Source organism: Rhodococcus sp. WB9, from assembly GCF_007558985.1.
In the GTDB taxonomy this organism is placed as follows: Bacteria; Actinomycetota; Actinomycetes; order Mycobacteriales; family Mycobacteriaceae; genus Rhodococcus_F; species Rhodococcus_F opacus.
Genome location: NZ_CP041769.1, coordinates 5,758,938 through 5,773,237 on the forward strand (window position 1 = coordinate 5,758,938; position 14,300 = coordinate 5,773,237).

Sequence of the window (14,300 nt, forward strand, 5' to 3'; positions counted from 1 at the left end):
ACACGCTCGGCGACCGTGGAGAGAATAGCGGACGCCCGTCACACGGACGTGTGACCACAACACGGTTGTGCAACGGTTGGGCGGATTCGCGGATTGAGAATCGGGTGAACCGGGTATCGAGACCAGATGGCCATCACCGATATCAAGGAGTACAGCCACCTCACCGATGCGGATGTGGAGGCGCTGGGCGCGGAACTCGATGCGATCCGGGCAGACATCGAGGAGTCCCGCGGCGCCCGCGACGCGCGGTACATCGACCGGACGATCAAACTGCAGCGGTCGCTGGCGATCGCGGGCAGGGTCGTCCTGTTCGGCAGCCGGAAGAGACCGGCGTGGATCCTGGGTACCGCCTTGATGGGTGCGGCGAAGATCATCGAGAACATGGAACTCGGCCACAATGTCATTCACGGCCAGTGGGATTGGATGAACGATCCCGAGATCCACTCGTCGAACTGGGAGTGGGACAACACGTGCCCGTCGTCGGGGTGGAAGCACTCGCACAACTACGTCCATCACAAGTTCACCAACATCGTCGGTCTCGACAGCGACGTCGGTTACGGGATCCTGCGCATGACCCGCGACCAGAAGTGGTCGCCGGTGTACCTGGCGCAGCCGTTCTACAACGTGCTGCTGGCGTTGCTGTTCGAGTGGGGTGTCGCGCTGCACCACCTGGACGTGGAAAGCATCCGGCGCGGCGACTACGACCGCGCCGAAACCCTCCGCAACGCGAAGGAGGTGGGACGCAAGATCGCGCGGCAGGTCGGCAAGGACTATGTGGTGTTCCCGGCGCTCACCGGCCCGGCTTGGAAGAGCACGCTGACGGCGAACATCACCGCCAACGTGATCCGCAACCTGTGGGCCTACGGTGTCATCTTCTGCGGTCACTTCCCGGACGGCGCGGAGAAGTTCACCAAGGAGGAATTCGAGAAGGAGACCAAGGCCGAGTGGTATCTGCGGCAGATGTTGGGCTCCGCCAACTTCAACGCCGGCCCGGTGCTGGCGTTCATGAGCGGCAACCTCTGCTACCAGATCGAACACCACGCGTTTCCCGACCTGCCCAGCAACCGTTACGCCGAGATCGGTGTGAAGATGCGGGAACTGTGCGACAAGTACGACCTCCCGTATACGACGGGTTCGCTCCCGCACCAGTACGGACTCACCCTGCGCACCATCTTCAAACTCGCCTTGCCCAACCGCTTCCTGTCGGCGTCCGCGGACGACGCACCGGAGACGGCGTCGGAACTGCGATTCCGCATCCGCGGTGGGATGAAGGAAGTGTTCGGGGTCGACCCCGCGACCGGGAAGCGGCGCGGGCTGCGCACGGCGCTGGCGATGATCCGTAACTGACTAGGACGTCCATGCGTACCGGAAGCGTTGCGCGACCTCGTCGACCGGTTTGTCCCGGTATTCGGCGTGCTCGTAGCCCTTGACCGCCGACAGGGCTTCCATGATCAGCGGTCCGAACAGATCGCGCGCGAGCGCCGACGACTCGAACGCTCCGAGCACGTCGGACGGCAGGGTCGGGAGGAGATCCACCGCGTGGGCGCCGGTCAGTTCCGCGGGATCGACCGACACCTCGTCCGGGAGGGGAAGCGCACCGGCGATGCCGTCGTGCGCGGCGCCGAGAATGGCGGCGCTGCTCAGATACGGGTTCGCAGACGGGTCGATGGGTTTGATCTCCAGGTTCGCGCCGTGCGGGTTCCCGGCGGTGTCCGCGCAGAGGCGGACGGCTGCCTCGCGGTTCTCCAGGCCCCAGCAGCGGAACACCCCCGACCACATGCCCGGGCGTAACCGCAGGTGCGACAGCGCCGACCCGGCGAGAACGGCCGTGAACTCGGGTAGCGCCCGCAGAATCCCGGCGACCGCGGCGCCACCGGCAGGAGTCAGTCCGTGCGGGCCCGGGCCTCCCGACAGGATCGGCAGGTCACCCTCGGTGAACGACACGTGCTGGTGGGCACCATTACCCGCCCCGCCCGCGACGGGCATGGGTGAGAACGACGCCCGCAGTCCCTGGGCGCGTGCGATCCGGCTGATCAGGGCGCGGGCCAGCACCGCGTTGTCGGCCGCCTCGACGGGATCCGCGGGGGCGAGCGACACCTCGAATTGGCCGAGCCCGGCCTCGGCGTGGACCTGTTCGATCGGCAGGGCGGCCGTCGACGCCGCCGCGAGCAGGCGCTTGAAGAATTCTTCTTGCGTGAGAACAGCATTGAGGCCGTAGGCGGACCAATCTTCCGTGGTCGCCGCGTCGAACAGCGCGAACTCGATCTCGTGGCCGATTCGTGCGGTCAGCCCGGACTCCGCCAGCCGCGCCGTCACCCGCCGCAGCGCGCCCCGGGTGCAGGCGAGCGACGGCGTCCCGTCCTGCTCGGTCAGGCACGCCGGCGCCCAGTACGTGCCGTTGCCCAGATCTCGCACGTCGTCGCCGTCGATCCGCAGACGAAGGTCGCCCACGACGGAGAAGGACGGTGTGAACGCGAGATGGTCGTCGACGCAGAACACATTCCAGCTCGGCGATGCGCCGGCACCGGAGTCGACGAAGGTGGACAGTCTCGAGATCGGCAGCACCTTCGCCCGGGAGACCCCGGCCATGTCGACGATCGAGCCGACGATGCGGTCCGAGTGGCCGAAGCCGCCTTCTTCGCCGCGCATCAGGCCCTCGCCACCGCGGTGATCCGCGCGAGGAAGCCGAGCACGCTGTGCACCGCTTCGCGCTGCGCCCGGCCCTGACCTGCGCCCCCGCCGCCGAACGCGATGCCGCCGGTCCACTGCGCGTCGGCGGGGAACATTCCGAGGCGGAGGAGGTGGCCGGCGCCGTCGAACGTCCGGTGTTCGTCTCGCGCGTCGGATCGACGCCCGAGAACTGCCGTAGCCATCTCGTCCGACGGCCACAACTGGTCGTCCGCACCGGTCAGACACAGCACCGACGCGGTCGCCTGTTCCGACCGCAGCGTCGCGTCGGCCGGTGCCGCCGCGAGCCCGGCCCGGTAGGCGGCACCCAGGCGCAGCAGGCTCGGGCGGTGCGCGGTGACGTCCTGGTGCGCCCGCCACGCGTTGCGGATCAGCTGGGGCATCAGCGTCCCGCCCTGCAACGGCGCCCACGGCACGGGCCGGCCCTTCCACGTCCACGACGGGGTGTCGGCGATCTCGCCGTCGGGGCCGATCGCCTGCCACGACACCGAACTCGGGCTGATCAGGATCAGCCCGGCGACGGGGAGGTCGCCGACGCACGCAGACGCCAACAGGCCCTCCGCACCCCGCGAAATGGCCATCGCGGTCACGCGATTCGCGTCCACCGACGGCTGCGCACCGAGAGCCTCGACCGCGGACGTGAACCGCTCGAGCGGAACGTTCACCAGCGTCGCGTCGGTATTCGATTCGTCCACCCACGAATAGGCCAGTGCGGCATACCCGTTGGCGGCCAACATTCCGACGGTGGAACGTTGGGAGTCGACGCCGCCCTCCGAGCCGCCGAAGCAGGCGACGCCCGGCCAACCGCCGCTCGGAGCGTCGCCGCCGGGCAGTGCGAGCAGCGCCGGTCGGTCGCCGACATCGAGGGAACGGACGGACACTCCCGGGGCGCTCACGTGACGCGTCACCGTCCGCCGCGACGTTCCGTCCGGAGTGCTCGCCTCGACGGTGACCAGCCAGGCGTCGGGCGGCGGCACGAAGAGGTCGGGAACCCGGCCCTCGGACACGAAACGCATGGCCCACAGCGGCGCGTCGGCGTCCGCCACGTCCCAGTCACCGTGGTCCGGAACCTGTCCGGCGACGTCGACGATTCCGTCGGCCGGGACGGTGAACGTGGCCTCCGCCCGCCACTGTCCACCGAACAGGTCGGTTCCGGTGGTGCGGACGGTCACCGACGATCCGGGCCGGGCGCCGCGGACGATCAGCGAGAACGCCTCGTCGTGACGCGACGACGCCGGAACGTCGAGTTCGAGCGACCCTGCCGACAGGTCCGCGGCCGGCGCGGGCTGCGCGGTTACCGCGGGCTCCGCCGAAGTGTGGGTCTCCAGCAGCTGCGACCGCTTCTCGAACCATCCGGGGAACACCGCGGACACGAGGCCCGCGACGCCCATGAGGGTGAACGGCAGCACCCAGTAGCAGACGACGGACAGCGTGTCGCCGGCGTCGCGCATGGTGGCGTCGCCGTCGACGATGGGCGGGATCAGCGAGAACACGGTCATCAGTCCGAACGCGGCCACCCACATCCACGTCATGGCCGTGGTGATGTACCGGAAGCCGCCGCTCGCCGCCGTCCGGGCGTCCACGGTTGCCGCCGCGTACTCGCGCACGAACGGCCGCCCGATCAAAGCGCCCACCGCCGCGATCGCGAACAACCCGAAGTTGCTCAGCGGCTGAAGCCAGCGTTCGAGGACGGCGTCGTCCAGGGTGAGTGCCGCGATCAGCAACAGTGCGAAGACGGCGACGGTGCCGACCTCGAGGGTCCGCCACGGCTGGCCCCGTAACCGTTGCAGCACCTGGCCTACCGCCGCGATACCGAAGGCGATCGCTATGGCAGCGACGAATCCGGTGTTGCCCACCAGGATCCAGTAGACGATCCACGGTGCGAATCCGATGATGAATCCCATTGCACTGCCCCACTGCTCGGCACACCCGAGCGGACGACGGCCGACCCACACATATTGTCGGCCCTCGGGCGGGCGCGGGGGCCGGATTCACCGAGCCGAGCGTGTGCCGCTCGGGTCACGCACCGAGCAGCTGATGCGCCCGCAGTCCGACGTACAGTTCGGCGGCGTCGATGGGATCGGAGAAGTCGCGTCCCGTGAGGGTGTGGATTCTGCGCAGCCGGTACAGGACGGTGTTGCGGTGGTAGTGCAGCTGGGTGGCCGCCGCGGTGGTGGAGCCGCGACAGGAGAACCACGCGTCGAGGGTGGCGAGCAGACTCTCCTGTTCCTCGGCGGGTAGGGCCAGCACCGGTCCGAGGATCTGGTTCGATGCGAGCTTGCCGGCGTCGGGAACGCTGACCAGCAGCAGCGACACCGGCACCGACTCGTAGCGGGTGACGGTGCATCCGCCGTGTCCGGCACAGCGACGGGCGATCCGTGCCTGCTCGACGGCGCGGCTCGTCCCGCCGGGACGTCCGAACACCGAGCTGACCCCGGTCCGCCCGTGACCGGTGCGGCCGAGGAGGTCCAGCGCGGAATCGAGCACTTCGGCGGTGGCGGCCCACAGCAGTCCGATCCGGCCGTCGACCTCCGTGTCCCACACCGAGTCGACACCCACACCGCGAAGGTCCGACTGGACGACGTCCGCGGCGGACGGGGACGCCGCCGCTTCCACGGACACGACGAGGAAGGTGCTGTTCTCCGGAATCCGGAACGTGCGGAGCGCGTCGGCGGCGCCGGCCGGGTTGGCGGCGTGGTCACCGAACAGCGTTCTGATCAGCCGGCCGCGCGACTCGGCGTCCTCACGGGCCCGCAGGTCGGCGGTCTCCCGGTATGCCTCCGCGGCGCTGTCCGAGTAGACGTCCACGAGCGCCCACACCTGGGCGGCCATGTCGAGCAGCGCGTTGGTGGCCCGGCCCTCCGAGCGGTCCATCAGTTCGTCCCAGATCAGGCGGCCGCCGAGCCGGAATGCGTGGAGCAATGCCGCGAGCGGCACACCCTGTTCGGCCTTCAACTGTCCGGCCGCACGCGCCGCCTCGAGCCGGATCGGCGCACCGCCCGCCAGGTTGCCCAGCATCGCCGTCAGATTGTCGACGCACGCCGCGTACAACTGCTCGGGGGTGAGGAGGGTCGCCTCCACGTAGCCGTGCTCGGCCGACAGGATGCGCGAGACGAGTTGCTCGGACAACTGGTCCACGGACTCCAGCATCGATCCGAGAAGATCGGTGGGCGATGGCGCGACATCCGAGCTGACAGTCATCCGGCAAGACTATCCACCAGGCATGGTCCGCGCCATACCCTTTTGTGCGACGGCATAGCCCGGATGTTCACATTGACAGCCGCTGCCTATGGCGCGGCGCCCGGAACTGGGACGAGAATCAGTAATCTACGCCACAGTAGTTTGTCCTTCTGCGGCGCGGTCCTTCATGCACTCGACCCGAGCGGAGCTGTCCACAGTGAGCACTTCAGAACCCGAGGCCACCTCCAACACCCCCGGCGCGACCTCCCCACACCCGGACGTCGACGCGGCCCTCGCCGACCTCGCCGAGGGCGAGAAGATCTGGGCCGACCTCTCCCTCGCCGATCGCAGGAAACTTCTCGACAAGGTGCACGACCTCACCGTGCAGCACGCCGCCGACTGGGTGGACGCCGCGGTCGCGATCAAGGGGCTGGACCCGAAGTCGCCGCTGGTCGGCGAGGAATGGATGTCCGGACCGTACCCGCTGGCCACCGGCACCGCGGCGCTGTCCGCGAGCCTGGCGAAACTCGAGGCCGGATCGAGCCCGCTGGACGGCGCCACATTCGGCACGGCACCCGGCGGCCGCACCACGGTCAAGGCGCTGCCCCTGAACATCTTCGACAAGCTGTTGCTCAGCGGATTCAGCGCGGACGTGTGGTTGCAGCCGGGAATCGATCGTGCGACGGCACAGCGCGACGCGGGCCTCGCCCAGCGTGACCCGTCGCGGACGCAGGGCATCGGCGTGGTCCTGGGCGCAGGCAACATCACCTCGATCGCCCCGCTCGACACCCTGTACGAACTGATCGCGCACAATCGCGTCGTCGCGCTCAAGCTCAACCCCATCACCGACCGCCTGCTGCCCGTGCTGACACGTGTCCTGGAACCGCTCATCTCGATCGGCGCGGTCCGGTTGCTGACCGGCGGCGCGGAGGTCGGGACGTATCTGGTGCACCACGACCTCGTCGACCACGTGCACATGACGGGCAGCGCGCTCACCCACGACGCGATCGTGTTCGGGACCGGCGAGGAGGGCGCGCGGCGCAAGGCTGCGAACGAGCCGATCCTCGGCAAGGCCATCTCCAGTGAACTCGGCGGTGTGTCCCCCACCATCGTGCTGCCCGGTGAATGGAGCCGCGCCGACATCAAGTTCCAGGCCGAACACATTGCGACGCAACGACTCCACAACGGCGGCTACAACTGCGTCGCGGCGCAGGCCGTGGTCGTGTCGTCCGAGTGGAAGCAGCGCGACGAGTTCGTGGCCGCCCTGAAGGAGGCCCTCGACACGGCACCGGACCGCGCCGCGTACTACCCCGGCAGCGACTCCCGGGTCGCCGGCGCCAAAGCGTCGTTCCCCACCGCCGCACGCCTGGGCGAGAACGGCGGACGCGTCCTGGTCACCGATCTCGAGCCCGGCGCCTACTCACCGCTCCTGCAGACCGAGTACTTCGCCCCGGTGCTCGGCGTGATCGACCTACCCCACGGGGGCGCCGAGTTCGCGGCACACGCCGCCGACCTCGTGAACGAGGACTTCATCGGCACCCTCGGGATCAACATCGTCGCCGCGCCGCAGACCATCCGCGAACTGGGCGCGGAGTTCGACTCACTGCTCGAGAGCCTCCGCTACGGAACCATCGCAGTGAACGCGTGGACCGGCGTCGGGTACCTCACCGCCACCGCGACCTGGGGAGCCTTCCCCGGCCACACCCTCAACGACGTCCAGAGCGGCATCGGCGTGGTGCACAACGCCCTGCTCATCGACCGGCCGGAGCGCACCGTCGTCCGCGGCCCGTTCCGTCCGTCGCCGCGGTCGATCCTGAACCGTGAGATGTCCATCTCGCCCAAACCCCCGTGGTTCGTCACCAACCGAACCGCCGCCACGACGGGCCGATTGCTGACAGGATTTGCCGGTGCACCCTCATGGACCCGGCTGCCGGCGATCTTCGCGTCCGCGCTGCGTGGATGAGGGCTGCGTGTCCTCGATCCCCCACCCCCGTCGAAGTGGAGATGAACGATGAATCAGGAACTGTCTGTGGCCGACTACGTGATCGTGGGGTCGGGTTCGGCAGGTGCCGTGCTGGCCGACCGGCTCAGCGCCGACTCCGGCAGCGACGTCGTGGTCCTCGAGGCCGGCGGTGAGGACAAGGACAAGTTCGCGCACATCCCCGCCGCGTTCTCGAAACTGTTTCGCAGTGAGATGGATTGGGACTACCTGACCGAGCCGCAACCCGGGCTCGGCGGGCGGACGATCTACTGGCCGCGCGGCAAGATGCTCGGCGGCTCCTCGTCGATGAACGCGATGATGTGGGTGCGCGGATTCGCCGCCGACTACGACGAGTGGGCCGAACTCAGCGACGACTCCTGGTCGTTCAAGGAAGTGGTCAAGTACTTCCGCCGCATCGAGAACGTGCAGGACGCGTCGGACGCCGACAGCGGAACCGGCGGACCGATCGTCGTCTCGCAGCAGCGGAGCCCCCGGGCCCTCACGGCGTCGTTCCTGGCGGCGGCCGAGGAGACCGGCTATCCCGTCGAGCGGGCGAACACCACTCGCCCCGAGGGTTTCTCACAAACCATGGTGACGCAGAAGCGGGGCGCGCGGTGGAGTACCGCCGACGCCTACCTCCGACCGGCGCTGAAACGAAAGAATCTGACCGTCCTCACCGGCGCGCAGGCCACCCGGGTTCTGTTCGAGGGCTCCGCGGCCGTCGGCGTCGAGTACGAGAAGGACGGGGTGCGACGCACCGTCCGCGCCGCGAAGGAAGTGATCCTCGCCGGCGGGGCGATCAACTCCCCGCAACTCCTCATGCTGTCGGGCATCGGCGACGAGGCACAGTTACGCGAGCACGGTATCGCGGTGCAGCAGCACCTGCCGGAGGTCGGGAAGAATCTGCTCGACCATCTGGTGTCATTCCTCGGCTACAGCGTCGACTCGGACTCGCTGTTCGCCGCCGAGAAGATCCCCGAGCTGCTCAACTACTTGACCCGTCGCCGCGGCATGCTCACGTCGAACGTGGCCGAGGCGTACGGGTTCACGCGCAGTCGGGACGATCTGGCACTGCCCGACCTCGAGATGATCTTCGGGCCGGCGCCGTTCTTCGACGAGGGCCTCATCCCGGCGACCGGTCACGCCGCGGTGATCGGTACCATCCTCGTGAAACCCGAGAGTCGAGGCGAGATCTCGCTGCGGTCGTCGGATCCCCTCGCCAAGCCGATCATCGATCCCCGCTACCTCAGCGACAGCGGCGGAGTCGACCGGCGGGCGATGCTCGAAGGACTGCGCCTGTGCGACGCCCTCGCATCGACTCCGGCGCTGAAGTCGAGGCTCGGCAAAATGATTCGCCCGGCCATCACGCCGAGCACGCCACTCGACGAGATTCTCGCCCGGGCACTGCAGGAGAATGCCCACACACTGTACCACCCGGTCGGGACGTGTCGCATGGGTAGCGACGATGCGAGTGTCGTCACGCCCGACCTGCGGGTGCGAGGGGTCGACAAACTGCGCGTCGCCGACGCGTCGATCATGCCCGCCATCATCCGCGGGCACACCCACGCACCCTCCGTCCTCATCGGTGAGCGGGCGTCGGATCTGATCCGCAACTCGTAGGGCGCTTCGCGCCCCGTGCGCCTTTTTGGTAGCGCTGGCAACGGCGTTTTCAGTGGGTCGACGCAACATCCCTGATGAGGAAGGGTGTTGTGGATGGTGTTCAAGGGTCGGCCGCCGATCGGCCGGGATGTGTGGGATCGGTTCTGGGAATGTCTGCGGGCGGGGCAGGACACGATCGGCGCGGCGTGTGAGGTGCAGGTCTCGCTGACCCAGATGCGGCGGTGGCTGGTGCAGGTCGGTGGGATTCGTCCCCGCCGGCCTGCACCGGCGTCGGGGCGATACCTGTCGCTGTCCGAGCGGGAGCAGATCGACGAGTACCGCAGGGAAGGGTGGACGATCAGGGCGATCGCCCTGGAACTCGGTCGCAGCCCGTCCACGATCAGCCGGGAATTGCGGCGGGCGTTGTCTTACCGCGGGCAGTATCTGGCCTCCCGGGCCCAGCGTGACGCCGAAGCCCGCGCCCGACGGCCCAAGACCGCCAAGCTCGCCGTTCACGCGGAGTTGCGGGAGCAGGTGCAGGTGTGGCTGCGTGACGACTTGTCACCGCAGCAGATCTCGCACAAGCTCAGACGCGAGTATCCGAGCCGGCCGGAGATGTGGGTGTCACACGAAACGATCTATCAGTCGTTGTTCGTCCAGTCGCGGGGTGCGTTGGCCCGGGAGCTGACCGCTCATTTGCGGACCGGCCGCTACCTGCGTAAACCCCGCAGCGCGGTCGGTGAGCGGCGGGGGAAGTTCCCCGACATGGTGATGATTTCCGAGCGTCCGGCCGAGGTGGAGGACCGGGCGGTGCCCGGGCATTGGGAGGGTGATCTGATCATCGGGGCGAACAACAAGTCGGCGATCGGGACGTTGGTGGAGCGGTCGACGCGGTTCGTGATGCTGTTGCATCTGCCCGATGGGCATTCCGCCGAGCAGGTGCGGGCGGCGATGACCCGTAAGATCACCGCACTTCCCGCGCATCTGGCCAGGTCGATCACCTGGGATCAGGGTGCGGAGATGAGTCAGCACGCCCGGTTCACCGTGGAGACGGGGGTGCCGGTGTATTTCTGTGATCCGCGTTCGCCGTGGCAGCGCGGGACGAACGAGAACACCAACGGTCTGCTGCGCCAGTATTTCCCGAAAGGGATCGCGTTGGACGGGTTCGACGAGGTCTACCTCGACGTGGTGGCCGATAAACTCAATCGTCGTCCCCGGATGACGCTCGACTGGGACAGCCCAGCCGAGCGTCTCGGGAAACTCGTTGTTGCGACGGCCGCTTGAGAACGCCAACCAGAAAGGCGCACGGGCGGCGGAGCCGCCTAGTACCGGCGCGCCGCGTAGAACGGCATCGAATCGAGAGGCGCCTGCTTCACGGGCTGCCCGGCGGTGGGCGCGTGGACGACCGTGCCGTTCCCGGCGTAGAGCCCGACGTGGTTCGCCCCGTTGAACAGGACGAGATCACCCGGCTGCAGGCTGCCCTTGTCGACGGGCGAGCCACCGTTCACCTGGTCGTAGGTGGTGCGAGGCACCGAGATGCCTGCCTGCTTGTACGCCCACTGCACCAGACCCGAGCAATCGAAGGCGTTCGGCCCGGTGGCGCCCCAGACGTACGGCGATCCAATCTTCGATTCGGCGGCCGCGAGAGCCTGCGCGCCGTGGGTGGACGGCAACGCCGGCGGGGCAGGCAGGGGTCCCGGGAGGGGCCCTGGGTTCGGAGCCGGAGCCGGAGGCACTGGCGGCACGCCTGGCACCTCGAACGTCCCAATCCCTGGGATCGTGATCGGCTCCGCTGCAGCGGGAGAAACGGGAAGCAGAAACGCTCCCACTCCCACACCGGCGGCGATCAGAAGACCGCCGGTCGAAAACTGCAGACGATTGCCCCGACGCAATCTATGCTTGGCCATTGAGCTGAGTCCTTCAATTCATGAGGTTCCGGCGACATCAGTGCCGCTCGGACTAGACGTTAGATAACATCCCGGTCACGGACTCAGCGGACAACGGCCGAATGGCCCATACACATACCTGTTTTCGCAATCCAGGTATATAACAATCCGATCTCGAACCGACCGGTCCGTCGTGAAACGTCAAAAACAGGTATGCCCTCAGGCAATTCGGCCCGTTACCGGAGGCATGCGCGTCGTCCACGCTGTTGTGCGTGTCACTGACCCAGAACTCAGAACCCGAGATCTTCGGGGAACCCGCAGGTGCGGACGCCGCGACCCTCACTGTCGTGGGGCGTGGCTCGCCCGTCGTCTTCCTGCACGGCTGGGGGCTCACCCCGCGGGTGTACGGCCGCAGCCTGTCGATGCTCGCCCAGCAGGGGCATCGCGTCGTCACTCCGACGCTCCCCGGATTCGGCGGAACTCCTGACCATCCGCCCGAGGCCCGGACCTTCGCCGGTTACGCGGCCTGGCTGGGACGGTTCCTCGACGACGCGGGAATCAGCGAACCGATCACCCTGATCGGCCACTCCTTCGGCGGGGGCGTCGCCATTCAGACCGCCCACGACCTCCCGGAGCGGGTCACGCGCCTGGTGCTCGTCAACTCGGTCGGCGGTGGCGCCTGGTCGTCCGACGGCTGGGGAATCCGGCCCATCGGCGAGCGGCCACTGTGGGACTGGGGCGCGTCGGCGCTGGGTGAGGCGCTGTCGATCCGGACCATCGCGCACACGACGGCGTCGCTCGTCAACGGTTTCCTGCCCAACACGCTGCGGGATCCGGGAGCGGTCTGGCGCACGGCACACCTGGCCAGACGGGCGGACCTGCGCCACGAACTCGGCGTCCTCGCCGACCGGGGCCTACCGGTGTCCCTCGTCTGGGGTCGCGGGGACCGGACGATTCCTCTCGCCAGTTTCGAGTCGATGCGGAAGGCACTCCGCAATCCGCCCGTCCTCACCGTGTCGGGCGGTCACGGCTGGCTGATTCACGACCCCACCTCGTTCGCCGACACCGTCCGCCGGGCACTCCGCAGCCCGTGAGTGGTTGACGAGTCCAGAGACTCGCACACCACGCACGGGTGGCGCAGCCGCCGGTCGGACCAGCCGGGTCGATGAAGCGCTCGGCCGCCATGGGAACTGCGAGTACGCAGATTTCGACGCGTGGTGCCACAAGCCTCCGCGTCGGCCGTAACCTCGCTCCATGACCCCGCGCGAACCCCGCCGCAGTTCTGCGCGGCGAAGTCCAGTTCTCGTCGTCCTTGCCGGACTGCCGGGATCGGGAAAGTCGACGATCGCACGGGGGCTGGCGCAATCACTCGGTGCAGCACACGTGCGCATCGACAGCATCGAACAAGCCATTCTCGACTCGTCTCTTGCAGCACCGTCGGTCGCAGAGGCCGGCTACCGGGTGGGATACGCCGTGGCCCGCGACATCCTGCGCGGCAACGTCTCCGTTGTCGCCGACTCGGTCAATCCGATCGACGTGACCAGAGATGCGTGGCGGACAGTCGCGCGCGACCTCGATGCGTCACTCGCCGAGATCGAGGTCGTCTGCTCGGACGAGCAGGAACACCGGCGTCGCGTCGAGACCCGCGTCGTCGATGTGGCAGGTCTGCGGGTTCCCACTTGGTCGGACGTCGTCCGACGCGAATACCAGCCCGTCGATTCTTCCGTGCACCTCCTGGACACGGCAGGCCGGGACGCGACCGCGTGCATCGACGAAGCCTTGGCCGTGGTCAGCGCCGTGGGGCGCCCGCAGTAGCGGGACCGGGTCAGGACGCGACGGTGCGCAACGAGCGGAACCGGCTGCGGTGGAACACGATCGGCTCGATCTCCGACTGCACTCTGAGCTCGTTGATGCGCAGGACCACGATCGCGTGATCCCCCGCGGGCACCTGCTGGGTGACGGTGGTGTCCAACCACACCGACGCTCCGTCGATGAACAGCGCACCGCCGTCGGTGGTTTCGGTGTCGAGGCCCGCGAACCGGTCGCCGGTCTTCGCGGCCAGCACGCGGGCGGCCGCGTCGTGCGCCTCACCGAGCACGCTGATCCCGACGTGGGCGAGGTCCGCGAGTTTCGGCCACGTGGTGGACGTGTTCTGCACGCAGAACGCGACCAGCGGCGGCTCCAGCGACACGGGCACGAACGTGCTCGCCGCCATCCCGACGCGCTTTCCGTCGACTTCCGCGCAGACGGCGACGACGCCGCTCGGGAAATGGCCGAACGCCTCCCGGAGCGAAGTCTTGTCCAGTGTGCCGTCTGCCTGCGTCATGAGAGTTCCGTCCGGGTCCGGGCCGCCGCGGTGAGGATCGAACCCCACCGCTCGGCGTAGTCGGCTATACGTGTGTCGGTCGTGTAAGTGGTGTCGATGAGGTAGAGGCCCGGCGCGGGGGCCGTCGCGCCGAGTTCGAGGAGCACCGGCTTGAGCAGCAGGTCCGGCGCCATGGCGTGGGCGGGCCCGGCCCCGAGCATCAGCGGCACCACCACGACGTCCTTCAGGCCGTCGCCGGTCGTGAACTGGTCGAGGAACAGCTTCAGCACGCCCGTGTACGACGCCTTGAACGTCGGGCTGGCGAACACGACGAGATCCGACGACGCCACCGTCTCCACGGCCGCCGCGACCTTCTCGTCACCCCACCCGAGCAGTCCCGCACCGAGCTCGATCACGTCGACCGTGAAATCCGCGGCGGCGCCCGTCACCGCCGTCGCGACCAGGCCGGCTGCGTCCAGCGTCCGTGAACCGGGCTTGGGATTGCCCGCCACTACCGTTACCTTCATTGCTTCATCACCTCTCGCATGCCTTCCCGCCACCCTAGAGCACTCGATGGTTCCGGTCGAATACTGTAGGGCAGGAACGGAAGTCGAGACACGGCCCTTCGAATCAGGGCGATCCAAACCATTCCGCGCGGCGC

The 14,300-nt window shown here is 68.2% G+C and carries 12 protein-coding genes; 6 read left to right on the forward strand and 6 right to left on the reverse strand.

Features of this window, described 5'->3' with window-relative positions; translation table 11 throughout:
* The first annotated feature begins 126 nt into the window (after positions 1 to 126).
* Positions 127 to 1,347, forward strand: a complete 1,221-nt coding sequence (locus tag FND50_RS26915) for a fatty acid desaturase (RefSeq protein WP_005252532.1) — start codon at positions 127 to 129, stop codon at positions 1,345 to 1,347.
* Here FND50_RS26915 and FND50_RS26920 read toward each other — a convergent pair whose 3' ends face one another.
* From FND50_RS26920 to FND50_RS26930, 3 genes are all read right to left on the reverse strand, one after another.
* Positions 1,348 to 2,649: a glutamine synthetase family protein gene (locus FND50_RS26920; RefSeq protein ID WP_144287724.1), complete on the reverse strand. Its 1,302-nt coding sequence runs from the start codon at positions 2,647 to 2,649 to the stop codon at positions 1,348 to 1,350.
* Positions 2,649 to 4,592 (reverse strand): acyl-CoA thioesterase/bile acid-CoA:amino acid N-acyltransferase family protein, encoded by a 1,944-nt coding sequence (locus FND50_RS26925; RefSeq protein WP_144287725.1) that lies wholly within the window; start codon positions 4,590 to 4,592, stop codon positions 2,649 to 2,651. The genes FND50_RS26920 and FND50_RS26925 overlap by 1 nt, the downstream gene beginning before the upstream one ends.
* Before the next feature lie 115 nt (positions 4,593 to 4,707).
* Entirely contained in the window at positions 4,708 to 5,889 is a 1,182-nt protein-coding gene (locus FND50_RS26930) for a CdaR family transcriptional regulator (protein WP_144287726.1), read from the reverse strand.
* A 196-nt stretch (positions 5,890 to 6,085) separates the two neighbouring features.
* On the opposite strand from FND50_RS26930, the gene FND50_RS26935 reads away from it, so the two are divergent.
* From FND50_RS26935 to FND50_RS26945, 3 genes are all read left to right on the forward strand, one after another.
* The gene (locus tag FND50_RS26935; RefSeq protein ID WP_144287727.1) at positions 6,086 to 7,831 is read left to right on the forward strand and encodes an aldehyde dehydrogenase family protein; all 1,746 of its coding nucleotides are present in this window, start codon (positions 6,086 to 6,088) and stop codon (positions 7,829 to 7,831) included.
* Positions 7,832 to 7,879: 48 nt separating this feature from the next.
* Positions 7,880 to 9,469: a GMC family oxidoreductase gene (locus FND50_RS26940; RefSeq protein ID WP_144287728.1), complete on the forward strand. Its 1,590-nt coding sequence runs from the start codon at positions 7,880 to 7,882 to the stop codon at positions 9,467 to 9,469.
* Positions 9,470 to 9,562: 93 nt separating this feature from the next.
* Positions 9,563 to 10,732, forward strand: a complete 1,170-nt coding sequence (locus tag FND50_RS26945; protein WP_222105586.1) for an IS30 family transposase — start codon at positions 9,563 to 9,565, stop codon at positions 10,730 to 10,732.
* A 38-nt stretch (positions 10,733 to 10,770) separates the two neighbouring features.
* Here FND50_RS26945 and FND50_RS26950 read toward each other — a convergent pair whose 3' ends face one another.
* On the reverse strand, positions 10,771 to 11,355 hold the full coding sequence (locus FND50_RS26950) for a C40 family peptidase (protein WP_144287729.1): 585 nt from the start codon (positions 11,353 to 11,355) through the stop codon (positions 10,771 to 10,773).
* Between the two features lie 245 nt (positions 11,356 to 11,600).
* Between FND50_RS26950 and FND50_RS26955 the strand changes: the two genes are divergently transcribed.
* Together FND50_RS26955 and FND50_RS26960 are read left to right on the forward strand one after the other, a co-directional pair.
* On the forward strand, positions 11,601 to 12,428 hold the full coding sequence (locus FND50_RS26955; protein WP_186301159.1) for an alpha/beta fold hydrolase: 828 nt from the start codon (positions 11,601 to 11,603) through the stop codon (positions 12,426 to 12,428).
* A 160-nt stretch (positions 12,429 to 12,588) separates the two neighbouring features.
* A complete protein-coding gene (locus FND50_RS26960; RefSeq protein ID WP_144287731.1) occupies positions 12,589 to 13,149 on the forward strand; it encodes an AAA family ATPase in 561 nt (186 codons plus the stop codon).
* Positions 13,150 to 13,159: 10 nt separating this feature from the next.
* Here the strand turns inward: FND50_RS26960 and FND50_RS26965 are convergent, their stop codons facing one another.
* Entirely contained in the window at positions 13,160 to 13,660 is a 501-nt protein-coding gene (locus tag FND50_RS26965; RefSeq protein ID WP_144287732.1) for a flavin reductase family protein, read from the reverse strand.
* A complete protein-coding gene (locus FND50_RS26970; protein ID WP_144287733.1) occupies positions 13,657 to 14,166 on the reverse strand; it encodes an NADPH-dependent FMN reductase in 510 nt (169 codons plus the stop codon). The genes FND50_RS26965 and FND50_RS26970 overlap by 4 nt, the downstream gene beginning before the upstream one ends.
* Positions 14,167 to 14,300: the final 134 nt, after the last annotated feature.

Excerpts from the sequence above, each read along its gene's own strand:
- FND50_RS26915 (WP_005252532.1), top strand. The coding sequence starts at position 127 with ATGGCCATCACCGATATCAAGGAGTACAGCCACCTCACCGATGCGGAT.
- FND50_RS26920 (WP_144287724.1), bottom strand. The coding sequence starts at position 2,649 with ATGCGCGGCGAAGAAGGCGGCTTCGGCCACTCGGACCGCATCGTCGGC.
- FND50_RS26925 (WP_144287725.1), bottom strand. The coding sequence starts at position 4,592 with ATGGGATTCATCATCGGATTCGCACCGTGGATCGTCTACTGGATCCTG.
- FND50_RS26930 (WP_144287726.1), bottom strand. The coding sequence starts at position 5,889 with ATGACTGTCAGCTCGGATGTCGCGCCATCGCCCACCGATCTTCTCGGA.
- FND50_RS26940 (WP_144287728.1), top strand. The coding sequence starts at position 7,880 with ATGAATCAGGAACTGTCTGTGGCCGACTACGTGATCGTGGGGTCGGGT.
- FND50_RS26945 (WP_222105586.1), top strand. The coding sequence starts at position 9,563 with ATGGTGTTCAAGGGTCGGCCGCCGATCGGCCGGGATGTGTGGGATCGG.
- FND50_RS26950 (WP_144287729.1), bottom strand. The coding sequence starts at position 11,355 with ATGGCCAAGCATAGATTGCGTCGGGGCAATCGTCTGCAGTTTTCGACC.
- FND50_RS26960 (WP_144287731.1), top strand. The coding sequence starts at position 12,589 with ATGACCCCGCGCGAACCCCGCCGCAGTTCTGCGCGGCGAAGTCCAGTT.
- FND50_RS26965 (WP_144287732.1), bottom strand. The coding sequence starts at position 13,660 with ATGACGCAGGCAGACGGCACACTGGACAAGACTTCGCTCCGGGAGGCG.
- FND50_RS26970 (WP_144287733.1), bottom strand. The coding sequence starts at position 14,166 with ATGAAGGTAACGGTAGTGGCGGGCAATCCCAAGCCCGGTTCACGGACG.